At 53.5% G+C, this 17793-nt stretch carries 14 protein-coding genes; 8 read left to right on the top strand and 6 right to left on the bottom strand.

Annotation, left to right across the window (positions count from 1 at the left end; translation table 11 throughout):
• Positions 1-168: 168 nt before the first annotated feature.
• Positions 169-1086, bottom strand: coding sequence for an SDR family NAD(P)-dependent oxidoreductase (locus tag L2712_RS10730; RefSeq protein ID WP_033537625.1), 918 nt, complete (start codon positions 1084-1086; stop codon positions 169-171).
• Positions 1087-1488: 402 nt separating this feature from the next.
• On the opposite strand from L2712_RS10730, the gene L2712_RS10725 reads away from it, so the two are divergent.
• Entirely contained in the window at positions 1489-2361 is an 873-nt protein-coding gene (locus L2712_RS10725; RefSeq protein WP_033537624.1) for a 1,4-dihydroxy-2-naphthoate polyprenyltransferase, read from the top strand.
• A gap of 77 nt (positions 2362-2438) precedes the next feature.
• Here the strand turns inward: L2712_RS10725 and L2712_RS10720 are convergent, their stop codons facing one another.
• A complete protein-coding gene (locus tag L2712_RS10720) occupies positions 2439-2978 on the bottom strand; it encodes an aldolase/citrate lyase/malate synthase family protein (RefSeq protein WP_033537623.1) in 540 nt (179 codons plus the stop codon).
• Positions 2979-3151: 173 nt separating this feature from the next.
• Between L2712_RS10720 and L2712_RS10715 the strand changes: the two genes are divergently transcribed.
• The gene (locus tag L2712_RS10715) at positions 3152-4684 is read left to right on the top strand and encodes a DUF3612 domain-containing protein (protein WP_248977784.1); all 1533 of its coding nucleotides are present in this window, start codon (positions 3152-3154) and stop codon (positions 4682-4684) included.
• A 76-nt stretch (positions 4685-4760) separates the two neighbouring features.
• On the opposite strand, the gene gndA is transcribed toward L2712_RS10715, so the two are convergent.
• Together gndA and L2712_RS10705 are read right to left on the bottom strand one after the other, a co-directional pair.
• The gene (gene gndA, locus L2712_RS10710; protein ID WP_248977783.1) at positions 4761-6302 is read right to left on the bottom strand and encodes an NADP-dependent phosphogluconate dehydrogenase; all 1542 of its coding nucleotides are present in this window, start codon (positions 6300-6302) and stop codon (positions 4761-4763) included.
• Between the two features lie 238 nt (positions 6303-6540).
• Positions 6541-7020 carry a MarR family winged helix-turn-helix transcriptional regulator gene (locus L2712_RS10705; RefSeq protein WP_248977782.1) on the bottom strand — a complete coding sequence of 160 codons (480 nt, stop codon included), beginning with the start codon at positions 7018-7020 and terminating at the stop codon, positions 6541-6543.
• A 224-nt stretch (positions 7021-7244) separates the two neighbouring features.
• On the opposite strand from L2712_RS10705, the gene L2712_RS10700 reads away from it, so the two are divergent.
• Positions 7245-8243, top strand: coding sequence for an NADP-dependent oxidoreductase (locus L2712_RS10700; protein WP_248977781.1), 999 nt, complete (start codon positions 7245-7247; stop codon positions 8241-8243).
• Positions 8244-8510: 267 nt separating this feature from the next.
• Here the strand turns inward: L2712_RS10700 and L2712_RS10695 are convergent, their stop codons facing one another.
• A complete protein-coding gene (locus tag L2712_RS10695) occupies positions 8511-8702 on the bottom strand; it encodes a DUF3185 family protein (protein WP_033537618.1) in 192 nt (63 codons plus the stop codon).
• Between the two features lie 297 nt (positions 8703-8999).
• Complete coding sequence (locus L2712_RS10690) at positions 9000-10904, bottom strand: propionyl-CoA synthetase (protein WP_248977847.1); 1905 nt, start codon at positions 10902-10904, stop codon at positions 9000-9002.
• Between the two features lie 567 nt (positions 10905-11471).
• On the opposite strand from L2712_RS10690, the gene L2712_RS10685 reads away from it, so the two are divergent.
• From L2712_RS10685 to L2712_RS10665, 5 genes are all read left to right on the top strand, one after another.
• Positions 11472-11873, top strand: coding sequence for a MerR family transcriptional regulator (locus L2712_RS10685; RefSeq protein WP_033537616.1), 402 nt, complete (start codon positions 11472-11474; stop codon positions 11871-11873).
• 110 nt (positions 11874-11983) lie between these two features.
• The gene (locus L2712_RS10680; protein WP_248977780.1) at positions 11984-13153 is read left to right on the top strand and encodes an isovaleryl-CoA dehydrogenase; all 1170 of its coding nucleotides are present in this window, start codon (positions 11984-11986) and stop codon (positions 13151-13153) included.
• Positions 13154-13242: 89 nt separating this feature from the next.
• The gene (locus L2712_RS10675) at positions 13243-14850 is read left to right on the top strand and encodes a carboxyl transferase domain-containing protein (protein ID WP_248977779.1); all 1608 of its coding nucleotides are present in this window, start codon (positions 13243-13245) and stop codon (positions 14848-14850) included.
• A gap of 50 nt (positions 14851-14900) precedes the next feature.
• Positions 14901-15701, top strand: coding sequence for an enoyl-CoA hydratase-related protein (locus L2712_RS10670; protein ID WP_248977778.1), 801 nt, complete (start codon positions 14901-14903; stop codon positions 15699-15701).
• Between the two features lie 57 nt (positions 15702-15758).
• Complete coding sequence (locus tag L2712_RS10665; RefSeq protein ID WP_248977777.1) at positions 15759-17792, top strand: acetyl/propionyl/methylcrotonyl-CoA carboxylase subunit alpha; 2034 nt, start codon at positions 15759-15761, stop codon at positions 17790-17792.
• The last annotated feature ends 1 nt before the right edge of the window (position 17793 follow it).

Raw genomic sequence — 17793 nt, 5'->3', positions numbered from 1 at the left:
TCTTAGCCCCTTGCAGCAAAGTTTTGCCCCAGTTATCAAGCTTGTCATCTCGCTAAACCGAGCATCACATCCCAGCCAAAGCCTATGGGCAACAAAGCCTAAAACCGCTCTGCAACTCAAGAAGTTAATGCAAGAATAGTGGACAGGATCAGCAAGTCGAATATAGCACTACTCTATATCAACGTTATGCTCGGCGGCACTGCGCTTAGCCCAAGCCGTCACCTGCTCCTCACCACTCTCATGATATAAATATGGCTGGGCGCGGTAGAGTTCGTCCCAACGATGGGCGATCTCCTCAGGCTTACAGCCATCTTCTATAATGCGCAGCGGCTGACATTCGACAAACATTCCGTGACTGACACTGCCGGCGGCAACCAGCAGATGTTGGCCAGTGCAGGCCTTGGCAGAACAAAGATACAGGAGTGCGGCATTAACCGACGAGGTACTAAATAAGGGTTTCACCAGAGGGCTAAGGTGATGTTCCGTCATAGGGGTGAGCGCCTGAGGCACTAAGGTGTTGACGTAAATGTTATATTCTCGTCCCTCCTTAGCCAGGCTATTGACCAGACCCACTAGCGCCATCTTACTGGCACTGAAATGAGTCTCGTGCATATCCCCATAGAGACCACTGGCGCTGCCCGTCATAACGATACGGCCATAATTTTGCTGTTTCATTAACGGCCAGACCAATTTAGTCAGGTGAAAGCTGCCATTGAGATCCACATCCAATTGCTGCTGCCACTGTTCAAAGCTCAAAGTATCGAAAGGCACGGTTGAGTGGACCCCGGCGTTATTGATCAAAATATCAATACGTCCCCAACGGGTCATGACAGTATCTACCGCCTCTTTTAAGGCCTGAGGATTACGAACATCGAGTTGAAATGTCAAACAATCGGCACCCAGCCCGGCTAGGGTTTTGGCTGTCTTGTTGAGACCAGCACCACTATATGTCTGGCAGCCGCTATCCGCGATACCTGAATCGATAAGGACCACGCGTGCGCCGCGCTCGGCTAAAGCAATCCCATAGGCCCGGCCTAGGCCGGATCCAGCCCCTGTGACAATGGCAACCTGTTCATCAAAACGCATTACCCTATTCCTTGTCTTACCCTTCGAGGAGACTGCCGACGAGGTTTACGCATAATTCTATATAAATTAATTAGATAAGCTTAAACCAAAGCTCACAGTTTCCTACTGTCAGACAGCTATCACAGCATATAAAAAGGGATATGTCTTTGAGGCTAGCTGCAAATTTATGCTTAAAATCACTTGGAGATGTGCGCCGCTTCAAAAATACACAAAGTTTTAACAGTGCCGTTAAACTTTGTTAAAACTGATAGCAAGCAGAAGTGGCAAACCACACAAATAAAACGAAGCTGTTCACATAATGCTAATTCAATCGCTTCATCGAGTTCGCCTTTTTTGCTATGCTTGGTCAAAGTTTGTCGAGCTTCGCTCCCATCCCCACCCTAACAACTACGAACTCACATAATGAATCCCTGGATTTTGGCGACACGCCCCCGTACTTTACCTGCAGCCATTGGCCCCCTTTTGGTCGGCAACGCGCTTGCACTTTCACTAACGCAATTTAGCTGGCTGATTGCTGCCACCTCAATGCTGTGCGCCCTGCTGCTGCAGATCGCCGTCAACCTCGCCAATGACTACTTCGACTTTAAGAGTGGTATCGATACCGAAGAGCGACTAGGCCCGGTACGAGTCACCCAAAGTGGCCTGCTTGCCCCAAACAAGGTACGCAATGCCATGGTGGCTTGCTTAGTGCTGGCGCTATTAGTTGGCTCACTATTGATTTACCACGGTGGCTGGCCTATCGCCATCTTAGCCGCGGCCTCAATACTCGGCGCCCTGGGGTATAGTGGCGGCCCCTATCCGCTGGCCTCACATGGCCTTGGTGAGGTCGCCGCCTTTGTCTTCTTCGGCTTGGTTGCCGTCGTAGGCAGCTACTATCTGCAGGCCAATGACACCAGCATTGCCGCCTGGATTTTAGGCAGTGCCATCGGCCTGTTTAACGCCGCCGTAATGCTGGTCAACAATACCCGCGACATTCCCACAGATACCAAAGCGGGCAAGCACACCCTGGCGGTTAAAATTGGCGAAGGGCAAGCCAGAGTCCTATATCAGGCACTGGTATACCTACCTTTTGCACTCATCATTGGTGGCTTCTTGCTGGGCTTACTACCTGGTCTGCCTGTCTTACTCGGTGGACTCTCTCTGGTATTGGCGCGTAAATTAAACAGCGAATTTAGCCAAACCTCGGGGGCGGCATTAAACCCCCTATTAGGACGCACCGCCAAGCTCACGGTGATCTTTAGTGCTCTGTTCAGCTTAGGACTGGCCCTGGCGTAAACGTCAGGCTGAATACAAATAGCCATAAAAAATGCCAGCGAAATGCTGGCATTTTTTATAGCGAGTCGATGGAAAGATCACAGGCAGTATTCGTTGCCATCTTTTGAAGTGAACTCCTTGCAATGCTTATCGGCTTGGCCAGTCACCAGGCTGGTCCAGCTGCGCTGACAAGGGCTCTGCTCGCTATTAACTATCGTCATCAATGCCGCCTCGACCTGTACATCATTGATGCCTGCCAGATCATGACGTCCCTGCTCACCTCTACGATCGATGGCAATCTCAATATGAAAACCATTATTTTTCAGCACTAGAGAGCTAGGCTCACACTTGTGACCCGACAGCGCCACAAACTGTTTTGGCTGTGCCAGACCACTCTGGCTGCCATCGGCGAAGAAGGCTAGCAGTTGCTTGTAGTAAATCACATAGCTGCAGACATCCTGATGCGAACCCTGATCCAGGGGAAAATACTGATCTAAGATCTGCTTGGCATAGGTCAAGGTATCTTGCTCCTGACCTTGTGGGGCCAGAGCGTTATTTCCGTTTATCAGTGTCATTGGCATTACCTGCTTGATGAAGTTGTAAATACTCTGGTCTAGTTGCTCTGTATGCATATTCATCGCCTCATCCCTCATATTTCGTGATCGCTATGTGACTCGCTGAGGAGATATTTCCCTTACAGCTTAGTGTGACGCTCAAGGGCTAATAGATTTCCCCGATTGCTTAATTTGTAGTCTAGCCACTTTTTCATTACAATTTCACAATAGAAATTTCACAGTGTGAATTTTACAAAATGAAGTCAAATAGCAGCTTGATGAGAAAGTCGCATTTTCTGGGCACTAAGATACGTAACCTCAGAAAACGCAATAACCTAACCATGGAAGATCTGTCAGCCCGCTGTATTAGGGTTGATGCCGACTCAGCCCCTTCAGTCTCTTACCTGTCGATGATAGAGCGCGGTAAACGCGTGCCCAGTGCAGGCATGCTGGCCGTGATTGCAGCGGTGTTTCAAAAAGAGGTCGACTGGTTTCTCGACGATGCCCCCGAGGAGCAGGCTATCACCCCGGTCAAAGGCTCCCGCGGTGGGATAAGCGGCATGGCGCTGGAACCCAGTTTTCTGTTTTCCAATGAAATTTTACAAATTGCCATCCCTGAAATGTTATCGCAAACCGGGATCAGCGGTCGCCAGTTCGCTCACCTTTTAATTCGGGCCCATCAGGAGCATCACCAAAACCACTTTCCCGATTTAGAGCGCGCCGCCGAAGAGGTGGGCCTAAAACGCATGCCATTAAGCCTTGAGGATCTGTTGGCTATCGTGCAGCGCCTCGGTCTGGTGGTGAAATGGTTTTCCCGCGCGCCCAAGGCGATCCGCGAAGAGGCTGGAGCGACCCAACAACATATCATCACCTCCTACTTCGAGTTGCCCAACAAAATCTGTCTTAACAAGTTGCTTAACCAGCATACCCGCCGACTCAAGTATGACTTGGCGGTGCACATAGGTCATAGCGTGCTACACAACAAAGATGGCCTGAAAAGCATCATGGTGGCCGGTCGCAGCCATGGCACAAGCTTAGTGGAAGAAGCCGATCTTAGGTCTCAATCATCGACCGTCGATGCCCAGGATATACTGCACGCCTGGCGCGATTTTGAATCCAGCTTTTTCGCTGGCGCCCTGCTCTGCCCTAAGGTGCCCTTCAGGCAGCTATTGGACAGACATGGTTACGAGATAGACGTTGCCAGGTTGGTGGATGTTTCCCCCTCGGTGGCCATGCGCCGCATGACGGCGGTTTCCCCCTATAGCCAATGGCACTATTTCGATGCCTACTCCCCCGGGAAGCTTAAGGCCGTCTATCGAGGTAACGGCATTCCGCTGCCCTGGGGCAATATGCGTCAGGTGGAAGATCCCTGCCAGCACTGGGCAGTATTTAGAATGATCAACGCCACCACCCAAGGCTCATCGGCGCAAATCTCCATCTTAGATGTAGCCAACGAGCCGAAGATCTACTGCTGCGAGTCGATTCGGGTAAAGGATCTTGCCGGTAATCCCCACGTGCTGTGCGCCGGTATCGACCTCAATCCCGCCATCGAGGCCCAAGGCGGCGACGCTAATCAAGTGGCCCAACAACTCAAAGAGGCCTGTGTCGACAATGGCGGTTCATCGCCCCTCCCCAGCAATATCAAGACAGATATCAAGCGGGTGGCTAAGATCCTCAACATCAACTGGGTCGAGCGCGGTATCGACAGCGAAGCCAGGCTCATCTGCGCCCGCGGTGCCAGCTGTCCCCGTAAGCCCAGTTGTTACGAGAGTGGCGGCTGTCAGGGCTAACGTCAGCCAGCGCCAAATTTAGACATAAAAAAACCGCTAACTGGTATCAGTAGCGGTTTTTTATGTTCATCAGCAGTTAGAGCTTCTCTAGCGTGCGCTCGCTATGACTCCAATTGAGGTGATATTTTTCACCAGCTGGCTTATCGATACGTTCAAAGGTATGGGCGCCGAAGAAGTCACGCTGACCTTGAAGCAGATTAGCCGGCAGGGTCTCGCAGCGATAGCTATCGTAATAGGCCAGCGCCGAACCGATACAGGGTACGGGCACACCACTCATGATCGCCTTGGCCACGGCCTGACGCCAATCTTGCTGCTTGGCCGATAACGCCAGACTGAAGGTCTCAGCCATCAGCAGGTTAGCGAGAGGCTGACCTGCGGTTTGTGCCTGTTGATAGGCCTGGGTGATCGATTGCAGGAAGGTAGCACGAATAATACAACCGGCACGCCATATCTTGGCGATTTCGGCAAAATCCAACTGCCAACCACGCTCCTGCGCATTCATCGCCATCAGCTGGAAGCCTTGGGCGTAACAGGCGATTTTGGCGCAATAGAGGGCATTTTCCAGCTGGTCGATAAAGACTCCGCGCTCATCTTCGCTTAAGCTCAGCGGCGCAGGACCGGCCAGCAACAGGCTCAACTGCTGGCGCTGTTGTTTCTGAGTGCTCACCGCCCGGGCGTATACGGCTTCGGCGATAGTGGGCGCCGGACAACCAATTTGCAAACTGCTCACCGCCGTCCACAGGCCAGTGCCCTTCTGCCCCGCCTTGTCTAAGATCATCTCGACCAATGGCTTGCCCGTTAAGGGATCCGCCTGCGACAAGACGTCAGCACTGATCTCCATCAGATAACTGTTCAGGCTGCCCTGATTCCAGCGGGCAAAGATCTCGCCGACCTCTGCTGCACTTAACCCTAAGCCTTCGCTTAGCAGCTGATAAGCCTCACAGATCAGCTGCATATCGGCATACTCAATGCCATTGTGAACCATCTTCACATAGTGACCGGCGCCAGCCGGACCAATGTAAGTGGTACAGGGCTCGCCCTCTGCCACAGGGTTACCAGGCTCTTGACGCTCGATAGGCAAACCCGTTTGCGGGTCAACCTTGGCCGCAATCGCTTCCCAAATTGGCTTGATTCTGTCCCACGCCTTGATATCGCCGCTGGGCATCAAAGAGGGACCAAAACGTGCCCCCATCTCACCACCTGAAACGGCGCAGCTAAAGAAGATAAATTGATCTTTATACTGGGCTTCACGGGCCACGGTATCAGTCCAAAGGCTGTTGCCGGTATCGACCACAATATCGTCGGCTTCGATACCTGCTTGAAGCAATGCATGACAGACGCCATCGACAGGCGCACCGGCCGGAACCGATAACACCAGAATGCGAGGTTTTGCGAGACTAGATAACATTTCTGAAAGATTGCTACATCCTTCAATACGTTGAGGTTTATCGGCAGGACGTTCTTTTTGCTCCTGCTCCAACAAGGCATCTATCTTGGCACTATCAAGATCGAAGGCAGCGACACGGTAATGGTTGTCGGCAATATTAAGCGCCAGATTTTTGCCCATGACGCCTAGGCCAATCACGCCAATATCGAGGAGGTCTGAGTGATTTTGCATTAGATTTTTCCCATGGGAAACAGAGACTGTCTACACCTATCTTTTATTATAGTCTGGACTATCTGAGTTAAATCATAAGCTTAAAAAAGGTTATGACGACAACTGCGAGTCACATAGTCGATAGGCACGAAATTGGTCGCGATTATACAAAAATTGGTAAGTTAATTACTAGGAAAACTCCCCGCTCACTGGCCGCATTTCAGAACAGTGTTTTCGCTTTTCACATCAAGCACCTGGACTAACCGACATTGAGATCTTGGGTCAGATTCAGACAGATCAACCTTAGCTGCTCGAGCTGCTCATCCGATGCTGTCACCTTAGCGAGCAATTGCTGCTTCAGCGCCAGGGCATCCTGTTTAAGCGCCTCACCGGCCTGAGTCACCTGAATCACCTTCTTTCGCTCATCACGGCTGTCGACATGGCGAACCACGAGTCCTTTGGCCTCAAGGCGCTTCACTATGGGGGTTAAGGTGCCCAAGTCTAAACGAGTCGCTAGGGAGAGATCCGTCAGACTGGCGTTATCTTTCAGCCACAAGGCCTGCATCGCCAGATACTGGGGATAGGTAAGATCGCACTCTTGCAATAAGGGACGATAGGCGCGCACCAAGGCATTGGCGGCGGTATAGAGGGCAAAGCAGACGTTATCTGACAGGCATTCGCCGCCCTGTTGTAGGCTATCGCCCGCGGCGGCATCAGTTGTCACTTGTACTTCACTCATCTGCTTACTCATTATTTTTACCGTTTTTGACTCGAACTATTACTAAGGCTCTGCACTTTAGCGCCGCCAGCCACCTTAGCCTACAACTATCTTAACAAAATTGATGCAAGATACTCGGGCAATAAAACGCATTACTTTGCGCACAAAGTATTTGCATTGCGCTCAATTTGTTTGTAGAGTTTACCACAATTAGTTAGCGCGCAAAGTAAAAAGAGGTTTAATCTATGCAAGCACAAGAGATACTGTTGGCCAGCCGTCCACAAGGCATGCCTACCCAAGCGAATTTCAGCCTAAAACAGATCGAGTTACCACCACTCAAGGCCGGAGAATTTCTGGTAAAAAACCTATGGATGTCGGTCGACCCCTACATGCGTGGCCGCATGGTAGACAGAGAGAGCTATATCCCGCCGTTTGCCTTGGGCCAAGTATTAGAAGGCGGCGTCATTGGTGAGGTGATCGAATCTAACCATGCCGACTTCCCGGTCGGCAGCAAAGTCAGCAGCATGAAAGGCTGGCGTAGCCACTATATTACCGACGGCGCTGATCACACTCTGTTACCCGAGACCCCCTTATCTGAATCCCACTTCCTTGGGGTGTTGGGTATGCCAGGTATGACCGCCTGGACTGGCCTTAATCGCATCGCCCAGTTAAAAGAAGGCGAGACACTGTTTGTCTCAGCCGCCTCTGGCGCCGTGGGCAGTGTTGCCTGTCAGTTGGGTCTCTTGATGGGGGCCAAGGTCGTTGCGTCTGTGGGCTCAGACGAGAAAGCCAAAGCGCTCAAGGCAATGGGCATAGAGCAGGTGATCAACTATAAGCGCACCACCAACCTGAGTCAGGCACTCAAAGAGGCGGCCCCTCAAGGGGTAGATGTCTACTTTGAAAACGTCGGCGGCGAGCATTTAGCCGCAGCGCTGGATAACATGAACGACCATGGTCGTATTGCCGTGTGTGGCATGATCGCCCAGTACAATGAAACCGAGCCAACTCCAGGCCCAAGCAACCTTGCCTATATCATCATGAAAAAGTTGAGAATAGAAGGCTTTATCGTGTTCGAGCACTGGCAGCACTATGGCGAGTTTACCCAGCAAATGAGTCAGTGGCTGGCAAATGGCCAAGTTAAGGCAGAGCAGACTATATATGAAGGACTGAACAATGCTCCGGCGGCCTTTATCGGCCTGTTTGAAGGCAAGAACCGAGGTAAGATGTTGGTTAAACTCGCCTAACTAGCATCCTTGAAGATACTTGAAAAAGCCGGCTCTATGCCGGTTTTTTTTTACGATAATTGACACTGTCTTATGCTGTCAGGATTGTACTATCGGAGCCCGAAATACAGAAAAGCTGCGCCAATTAGCCCCTATACCAATTAGCCCGTATATAAGTTATCCAAAGGCTTAGCTTAGCTATCTAGCAGCCCAGCTTATTACTCTATCCTTCATCTTAAAAACAAAAAGCCTGCAAAAATGCAGGCTTAACCAGTCAGTGCTAAAAGATTATTTTAATTTTAATAGGCCAATCAACACACAGATGGCGCCACCAACCATACCAGCCCAAGCCTCAATGGGCGTATCGCCGTTGACCGCTCGGGTGATCTGCGAACTGGTTGAGTCATAGATGTTATACCCCCACCAGGCTAACGCTACGCCGATGACCAACAACACTATTCCTAGATACTTACTCTTCATTTTCCCCAACCTTTTGGATTAAAGTGCCATCTCAGCATACGACAGCTTAAAACCATTTATCAATGGCGATATTTAAACCGCAGGCGAAAAGCTTCTCCTTGCTAAGATAAACTCACGCTACTGCTGCAGCGGCTTATACTTGAGCGCCCCTATCTCTTTACGACTCCTGTATACGAGCCTTATACAAGCGGCATTTGGCTGCAATTGATAACGCGCATCGACACCTTTAAGTTGCAAAGTGAAGCCGACATTAAAAAAGGGCCCTAGGGCCCTTTTAAATCGTGAAAGACAAACACCTTAAACGTGAGCGTCGGCATAACCCATGCGGGTCAGGGCGTTGCGCACCAACTCCAGCGTGTACGGGTCTTCGATAGTCGCCGGCATCTTGAAATCCTGGTTGTCGGCAATTTTACGCATGGTACCGCGCAGGATCTTACCCGAGCGCGTCTTAGGCAGTTTAGGCACGGCGCTCACCAGTTTAAAGGCTGCCACAGGGCCAATCTGCTCACGTACCAGGGCGATCAGCTCTTTGTAAAGCTGCTCGTCACTGAGATCGCAGCCTTTCTTGAGCACCACTAACCCCAGTGGCACCTGTCCCTTAAGCTTGTCGTCCACCCCGATCACCGCCGCCTCGGCCACCGCCTCATGCTGACACAGCACCTCTTCGAAGCGCCCGGTCGACAAACGGTGACCGGCCACATTAATGATGTCATCGATGCGACTCATGATATAGAGATAACCCTCTTCATCCATGTAACCGGCATCCCCTGTGAGGTAGTAACCCGGATACATGGAGAGATAGCTCTCCTTATAGCGCGCCTCGTTTTGCCACAGGGTCGCCAGCGTGCCCGGTGGCAATGGCAACTTGATCACTACGTTGCCTGACTGGTTCGGCGCGACACTATCGCCCATCTCATCGAGCACCTGCACGTCATAACCTGGCACAGCCTTAGCCGGAGATCCGGCCTTGACCGGCACAGGCGCAGTGCCCATCAGGTTAGCCGCGACCGGCCAACCGGTTTCTGTCTGCCACCAATGATCGATCACCGGCTTATTGAGCTGCAGCTCGGCCCAGTGCAGGGTATCCGGGTCGCAGCGCTCACCGGCGAGGAATAGAGTGCCGAGACAACTAAGATCCACACCCTCAAGGTAACTGCCCTCTGGGTCATCACGTTTAATGGCGCGGATCGCCGTCGGCGCGGTAAAGAAGCTCTTTACCCCATATTTGGCAATTGTGCGCCAGAAGATGCCAGGATCTGGCGTGCCTACGGGTTTACCTTCGAACAGTACTGTGGTGGCGCCCACTAATAAGGGGCCGTAGACAATATATGAGTGGCCAACAACCCAGCCCACGTCCGAAGCCGCCCAGAAAACATCACCCGGGTCGATATCATAGATATGCTTCATCGACCAGGCGAGTGCTACCGCATGACCGCCATTATCGCGCACCACACCTTTGGGCTGGCCTGTGGTACCCGAGGTATACAGAATATAGAGTGGATCGGTCGCATCCACCGTCTGGCACTCGATATTGGGCGCATCGGCCACTGCGCTCTGCCAATCTATGTCGCGGCCATCGACTAATTCGGCCTGCAACTGAGGACGGTTGAGGATCACACATTGCTCCACCTGATGGCTTGCCTGTTCGAGGGCATCATCCAGCAGCGGCTTATAGGCCACCACGCCCGATGGCTCCACGCCGCAGGAAGCAGAGAGGATCATCTTAGGCTTGGCATCGTCGATACGGGTCGCCAGCTCGTTGGCGGCAAAACCTCCGAACACCACTGAGTGAATCGCCCCTAACCGCGCACAGGCCAGCATGGCATAGGCGGTCTCTGGCACCATGGGCATATAGATGATCACCCTGTCGCCTTTGGTCACGCCCTGGCTGGCCATATAACCGGCCAGTCGGCTCACCTGGGCTTGCAGCTCGTTATAGGTGATCCCATATTCGGTATCCGTAATCGGGCTTACATATTGAATCGCCACCTGCTCGCCGCGCCCAGCTTCAACGTGACGGTCGACCGCGTTATAACAGGTGTTGAGTTGTCCGCCGCTAAACCAGCGATACATAGGTGCCTGACTATCATCGAGTACCCGCTCGAACGCCTTGTCCCAGACTAAGGCGCCAGCGGCCTCGGCCCAAAAGGCGTTGGGATTGTCGATAGATTCCTGGTGTAACTGATTATGCAAATCCTTCATGTGATCTTCTCCGAATGACATGCGAGCGCGGCTGACGCCCGACATATCGGCTTCCCCTTCCATACGATTTGGCTTATGCGCCATAGATCACATTATGGAGCCAAGTGACACTTTTCCCATTAGACCTTTGCCTAAGGGAGGTGCGACCAAGTCCCCTGTGTGCTCTGCGTCGACTTACAGGCCTGAATGCAAGCCATGGTTCGCGCCAAATGGCCAAAGTCCTTTGCAAGAAGCACAACACAGCAGGCTGGCCTGTAAACTACGCCCTTCGGCACTTTCACAGCAACCGGCTCTCAGCGTTATCTGACTTTGCCAGGCCCAGCCATGCCTTCAGTCAGACGCCTTGAACGCCAATTGCTGTGTAAGCCACTCTCTATAAAAGAGAAGCCCACTAGGACTTATTCGCAACTTCCCTAACCTAGTCCCAAAGTCAGGGCTGGTGGTTATTCCACCAGTTATCACTAAGATTTTTACAGCCAAATGGGCCAATCCGACCACCAAAATCTTTACCTTTACGTAAACTTCATATATCGTGCTAGACAAGTTAATCAATATGGTATTTTTTCGATGAGCGACAAACACAGTCCACAGACCACCTACTCTATCAGCGACCTTTCAAAGGAGTTCGACATTACTACCCGTAGTATCCGCTTCTATGAAGATCAGGGGTTGTTGAAACCCAAACGCCGCGGGCAAACCCGCATCTATGGTCTAAAAGATCGTGTGCGTCTCAAGCTGATCTTAAGAGGTAAACGTCTGGGCTTCTCCCTCGCCGAAACTCGCCGCCTGTTTGAGCTATATGACGCCGACAAGAACAGCAGTACTCAGCTACATACCATGCTGGAATTGGTGGAAGAAAAAAAATCGGCCCTGCAACAGCAGATGGACGACATCAAGGTGGTCTTGATGGAGCTCAACTCTGCCGAGCAACAGTGCCGCGCTGCCCTGGAGCAGCAAGAACAAGCCTAAGGCACCAAAAAAATCCATATCGAGTTAACACAGCAACAAATTGAACACAAGCAAGGCTGGATAAACCGGCCTGATAAAAATTATAAAAATTAGACCTGTAGGATAAAACAATGACTCAACTCTACTCCTCTCTCAACTTTGGCCTAGGTGAAGATGTGGACATGCTGCGTGACGCAGTGCAAAGCTTCGCCGCCAACGAAATCGCCCCTATCGCCGCGAAAGTCGATCAGGAAAATGCCTTCCCTAACGAGCTATGGCCTGTACTGGGCGAAATGGGTCTGCTTGGGGTCACAGTGCCTGAAGAGTACGGCGGAGCAGACATGGGTTACCTAGCCCACGTGGTGGCCATGGAAGAGATCTCCCGCGCCTCGGCCTCAATTGGCCTGAGCTACGGCGCGCACTCAAACCTGTGTGTTAACCAGATCAATCGTAACGGTAATAGCGAGCAGAAGGCCAAGTACCTGCCCAAGCTGGTGAGCGGTGAGCATATCGGCGCATTGGCGATGAGCGAGCCTAACGCGGGTTCAGATGTGGTTTCTATGAAGCTGAGCGCCCGCAAACAGGGGGACCGTTATATCCTCAACGGCAACAAGATGTGGATCACCAATGGCCCAGATGCCGACACCTATGTGATCTACGCTAAGACAGATATGGACAAGGGCCCACACGGCATCACCGCCTTCATCGTTGAGCGTGGTTTCAAGGGCTTCAGTCAAGCGCAAAAACTCGACAAGCTGGGCATGCGCGGCTCTAACACCTGTGAGTTGGTGTTCGAAGATTGCGAAGTGCCAGAAGAGAACATCCTTGGCGGCCTCAACAACGGCGTTAAGGTGCTGATGAGCGGTCTGGACTATGAGCGCGTAGTGCTTTCAGGCGGCCCGTTAGGGATCATGACCGCCTGTATGGATATCGTGGTGCCTTACATTCACGAGCGTGAGCAGTTCGGCAAGTCTATCGGTCAGTTCCAGCTGGTACAGGGCAAGCTTGCCGACATGTACACAGGCATGAACGCCGCCAAGTCTTACATCTATAACGTTGCCAAGTCATGCGATCGCGGTGAGACCACACGTAAAGACGCCGCTGGTGCCATCCTCTACAGCGCCGAGCTCGCTACCAAGATGGCACTGGATGCGATCCAGCTGCTGGGCGGCAACGGCTATGTAAACGAATACGCCACGGGTCGCCTGCTGCGCGATGCCAAGCTCTATGAGATTGGCGCCGGCACCTCTGAGATCCGTCGCATGCTGATCGGCCGCGAGCTGTTCAACGAGTCGAAATAATCGAATGCGTAAAGTAGGCCGGATCCTGTCCGGCCTCGGGCGGGCAATCGCCGCTTCCCGTTCACCACAGTCTTAAAAGGAACCAAGCCGTGACGCAACTGAGCAGTCAAATCAATCCCCGCAGCGACGAGTTTAAGGCCAAGCATCAACAGATGAGCCAGGTGGTCGCCGATCTCAAATTAAAACTGTCTGAAATCGAACAAGGCGGTGGCGCCGTGGCCATGGAGCGCCACCTCTCCCGTGGCAAGCTGTCACCACGTCAACGTGTAGAGAAGCTACTGGATCCCGGCTCACCGTTTCTGGAGATCTCCCAATTTGCCGCCTACCAGGTCTATGAAGACGTAGTACCGGCTGCGGGCATTATCGCCGGTATCGGTCGCGTCAGCGGCGTCGAGTGCATGATCATCGCCAACGACGCCACGGTAAAAGGCGGTACCTATTATCCACTGACGGTGAAGAAACACCTTAGGGCCCAGGAGATCGCCGAGCGCTGTCACCTGCCCTGCATCTATCTGGTGGACTCAGGCGGGGCAAACCTGCCGCGCCAGGACGAGGTATTTCCCGACAGAGATCATTTCGGCCGCATCTTCTATAACCAGGCCAAGATGTCCTCAAAAGGCATCCCACAGATCGCCGTAGTAATGGGCCTGTGTACCGCAGGGGGCGCCTATGTACCCGCCATGGCCGATGAATCGATCATCGTCAAAGAGCAAGGCACCATCTTCCTGGCGGGACCACCATTGGTGAAGGCCGCGACCGGTGAAGAAGTCTCGGCAGAAGAGCTGGGCGGCGCCGAGGTGCATACTAAGATCTCAGGCGTAGCCGACCATATGGCGCAAAACGATGACCACGCCCTCGAACTGGCGCGCAAGGCAGTGACCCGACTCAATCACAACAAGCAGATCGTCAGTCAACTAAGTCCAGCTAAACCGCCTAAGTTCGATATCAATGAACTTTACGGCATAGTCGGCACGGATCTGAAGAAGCCTTTCGATGTCAAAGAGGTGATTGCCCGCATAGTGGATGACTCAGATTTCGACGAATTCAAGGCCAATTATGGCGCCACTCTGGTGTGCGGCTTTGCCCGCATTCACGGCTATCCCGTGGGCATAGTCGCCAACAACGGCATCCTCTTCTCCGAGTCGGCGCAAAAAGGCGCCCACTTCATCGAGCTCTGCTGCCAGCGCAAGATCCCACTGCTGTTTTTGCAAAACATCACTGGCTTCATGGTGGGTAAGAAGTATGAGCACGAAGGGATCGCCAAACACGGCGCCAAGATGGTGACCGCCGTTTCCTGCGCCACTGTACCTAAATTTACCGTGATCATTGGCGGCTCATACGGCGCCGGTAACTACGGCATGTGTGGCCGCGCTTTCGAGCCGACCATGATGTGGATGTGGCCTAACGCGCGCATCTCTGTGATGGGCGGCGAGCAGGCGGCCGGCGTTTTGGCAACCGTACGCCGTGACGGTCTGACCCGCAAAGGGGTGGAATGGTCCGCCGAAGATGAGGCCGCCTTCCGTGCCCCAATCGTGGCTCAATATGACAAGGAGGGACATCCTTATCATGCCAGCGCCCGACTGTGGGACGATGGCATTATCGACCCTGCCCAAACCCGTGACGTGGTCGGCCTTGCCCTCTCTGCAGCGCTCAATGCGCCAATTGAGGAGACTAAGTTTGGCGTATTCCGCATGTAATGCGCCGCTTTAGTCAGCAATCGATAACGCAGAGGCAAGGAAGGATACCCATGACAAGCCAAACAATCGCACAAGAATTTAAATACTTAAGCTGCGCCCTAAGCGACGGGGTCGGCGAGATGGTGCTTGACCGCGCCGACAAACATAACGCCTTCGATGAGGTGATGATTGCCGAGATGATCGCCGCCCTCGACCTGTTCGCCAAAGATGACAACTGTCAGCTGTTGGTGCTTAAGGCCAACGGCCGTAACTTTAGCGCCGGCGCCGATCTCAACTGGATGCGCAAGCAAGCCAAGATGGATTTCGAGCAAAACTTGAGTGACGCCAACGAGCTGGCGACCCTGATGCACAAGCTGGACAAGTTCCCCAAGCCGACACTGGCCTTGGTACAAGGGGCAGCCTTTGGTGGCGCTCTGGGGCTAATCTGCGCCAGCGATATCGCCATCGCCGACAGCCGCGCCAGCTTCTGCCTGAGCGAGGTAAAACTCGGGCTTATCCCCGCGGTGATCAGCCCCTATGTGGTACGTGCCATGGGCCAGCGCGCCTCGCGCCGCTACATGCTGACCGCCGAGCGTTTCGACGCCCAAACGGCACTTAAGCTCAATGTGATCCATGAAATTAACAATGACCTCGATGCGGCCAGTGCGCCCATCATCACGGCGCTCAAGGGCAATAGCCCTCAAGGCATGGCTTGGGTCAAGACCCTGCTGTCACGCCTGGAAGATGGTGTTATCGACCAGGAAACCCTGGCCTACACCAGCGAGCGTATCGCCCGCATTCGCGTCTCAGACGAGGGCCAGGAGGGGCTAAACGCCTTCTTCGAGAAAAGAAGCCCAAGGTGGAACGCCTAATGAAGCCAGAGATCATCTTAGACCCTATTGCCCTACCAGTTCGGGGAGCACGCTAACATGTTTACCAAATTATTGATCGCCAACCGTGGCGAAATCGCCTGCAGAATCATCAAGACAGCACAGGCCATGGGGATCAAAACCGTGGCCCTCTATTCGGACGCCGACAAGGACGCCCGTCATGTGGCCATGGCCGATGAGTCCTTCTACTTAGGCGGCAGCGCCCCGAGCGAGTCTTACCTCAAGGGCGAATTAATCCTTGAAATCGCCAAGCGCAGCGGCGCCCAGGCGATCCACCCTGGCTACGGTTTCCTGTCGGAAAACGCCGACTTTGCCCGCCAGTGTGAACAAGCCGGTATCGCCTTCGTCGGACCGGGTGCCGATGCCATCGATGCCATGGGCAGCAAAAGCGCCGCCAAGATCATCATGGAAAAGGCCAATGTGCCTCTGGTGCCGGGTTATCACGGCGACGACCAGAGCGACGAGGTGCTGCTCAAGGCCTCTAAAGAGATAGGTTTTCCTCAGCTAATTAAAGCTGCCTACGGCGGTGGTGGTAAGGGAATGCGTATCGTCGAGTCGGAATCTGAAGCCCTGGAGGCGATCAACTCGGCCCGCCGCGAAGCCGCCTCTTCTTTTGGCAACGACAAGCTGCTGATCGAGCGCTACCTGAGACAGCCTCGCCATGTCGAGGTGCAGGTGTTTGCCGATACTCAGGGCAACTGTATCTATCTGTCGGATCGCGACTGCTCGATTCAGCGTCGTCACCAAAAGGTGGTTGAAGAAGCTCCGGCCCCTGGCCTGTCTGACAGCCTGCGCCGCGCCATGGGTGAGGCCGCTGTGGCCGCCGCCAAGGCGATCGACTATGTGGGCGCGGGCACGGTAGAATTTTTGCTGGACACCCATGCCAGTGACGAGACCAACAGCTTCTACTTCATGGAGATGAACACCCGTCTGCAGGTAGAGCACCCTGTGACCGAGATGGTCACGGGTCAGGACTTGGTCAAATGGCAGCTGATGGTCGCCAGCGGCAGCGAGCTGCCACTGAGCCAGGAGGATGTGCGCATCCACGGCCACTCCTTCGAGGTACGTATCTACGCCGAAGATCCGCAAAACGAGTTCCTGCCCGCCAGCGGAAAGCTCAACTTCCTACGTGAACCCGAACAGAACCGCTATGTGCGCATCGATTCCGGTATCCGCGAAAACGATGTGATCAGTAACTTTTACGACCCTATGATCGCCAAGCTGATCGTCTGGGACGAGTCGCGCCCCCGAGCCCTGCAGCGCCTGGTGCATGCCCTGGAGTCGTACCAGATCAGCGGCCTCAAGCACAACATAGAATTTTTGGCTAACATCGCCGAACACCAGGCCTTTGGCCAGGCCGATTTCAGCACAGACTTTATCGAGCGTTATGGCGACACCCTGATTGGCGCGAACTTGGATGGTGACAACAGCCATGAGCAAAATGGCGCCCTGGCCTTCGCCGCGCTCTATCACCTGTGCGCACAGAAAGAGCAGGCCAAGCTCACAGCGACCAACAGCCAGGATCCCTACTCTCCTTGGGGTCAGGTCAGCGGCTTTAGGCTCAACCGCAGCGGCATGCATCAGCTATCCCTGCTAGACGATAAACATGAGATCCAGCATCTGACCCTGAGTCAGGTTGGCGATTGCTACTACCTGAACCTTAACGATCAGCAGCTGACACTGAGCGGCGAACTCAAGCAAGATCTGCTGCACGCCGAGATCAACGGCCACAAGAGCAAGATCCCCGTCAGCCGTGAAGGCGACGATTTCACCCTCTTCCTGCCGAGCGGCAGCTACCACTTCCGCGCCCTGCAAACCGAGGTGATTGAAGATCAAGCCAGCAGCGAAGACAAGCTCAAGGCGCCGATGAACGGCACTATCGTCACTCACCTGGTCGAAGTAGGCGATGAGGTCGAGGCGGGTCAAGGCCTGATGGTGATGGAAGCAATGAAGATGGAATACACCATAGAGGCACCGTTTGACGGCAAAGTCGCTGCCTTCTTCTTCCAGCCAGGCGAGTTGGTGAGCGACGGCGCCCTGCTGCTCGAAGTCACTGCGAAAGAGGACGCTTAAT

This window comes from Shewanella marisflavi (assembly GCF_023283925.1).
GTDB classification, from domain to species: domain Bacteria; phylum Pseudomonadota; class Gammaproteobacteria; order Enterobacterales; family Shewanellaceae; genus Shewanella; species Shewanella marisflavi.
Note: the sequence above shows the minus strand (reverse complement) of the source record. Positions and strands in the feature narration are given on the sequence as shown.

What these genes read in the sequence shown, in the direction of transcription:
- L2712_RS10720 (WP_033537623.1), bottom strand. Translation starts at nt 2,978, where the DNA reads ATGAATATGCATACAGAGCAACTAGACCAGAGTATTTACAACTTCATC.
- L2712_RS10715 (WP_248977784.1), top strand. Translation starts at nt 3,152, where the DNA reads ATGAAGTCAAATAGCAGCTTGATGAGAAAGTCGCATTTTCTGGGCACT.
- L2712_RS10665 (WP_248977777.1), top strand. Translation starts at nt 15,759, where the DNA reads ATGTTTACCAAATTATTGATCGCCAACCGTGGCGAAATCGCCTGCAGA.
- gndA (WP_248977783.1), bottom strand. Translation starts at nt 6,302, where the DNA reads ATGCAAAATCACTCAGACCTCCTCGATATTGGCGTGATTGGCCTAGGC.
- L2712_RS10725 (WP_033537624.1), top strand. Translation starts at nt 1,489, where the DNA reads ATGAATCCCTGGATTTTGGCGACACGCCCCCGTACTTTACCTGCAGCC.
- L2712_RS10730 (WP_033537625.1), bottom strand. Translation starts at nt 1,086, where the DNA reads ATGCGTTTTGATGAACAGGTTGCCATTGTCACAGGGGCTGGATCCGGC.
- L2712_RS10690 (WP_248977847.1), bottom strand. Translation starts at nt 10,904, where the DNA reads ATGAAGGATTTGCATAATCAGTTACACCAGGAATCTATCGACAATCCC.
- L2712_RS10695 (WP_033537618.1), bottom strand. Translation starts at nt 8,702, where the DNA reads ATGAAGAGTAAGTATCTAGGAATAGTGTTGTTGGTCATCGGCGTAGCG.
- L2712_RS10680 (WP_248977780.1), top strand. Translation starts at nt 11,984, where the DNA reads ATGACTCAACTCTACTCCTCTCTCAACTTTGGCCTAGGTGAAGATGTG.
- L2712_RS10685 (WP_033537616.1), top strand. Translation starts at nt 11,472, where the DNA reads ATGAGCGACAAACACAGTCCACAGACCACCTACTCTATCAGCGACCTT.
- L2712_RS10700 (WP_248977781.1), top strand. Translation starts at nt 7,245, where the DNA reads ATGCAAGCACAAGAGATACTGTTGGCCAGCCGTCCACAAGGCATGCCT.
- L2712_RS10670 (WP_248977778.1), top strand. Translation starts at nt 14,901, where the DNA reads ATGACAAGCCAAACAATCGCACAAGAATTTAAATACTTAAGCTGCGCC.
- L2712_RS10705 (WP_248977782.1), bottom strand. Translation starts at nt 7,020, where the DNA reads ATGAGTGAAGTACAAGTGACAACTGATGCCGCCGCGGGCGATAGCCTA.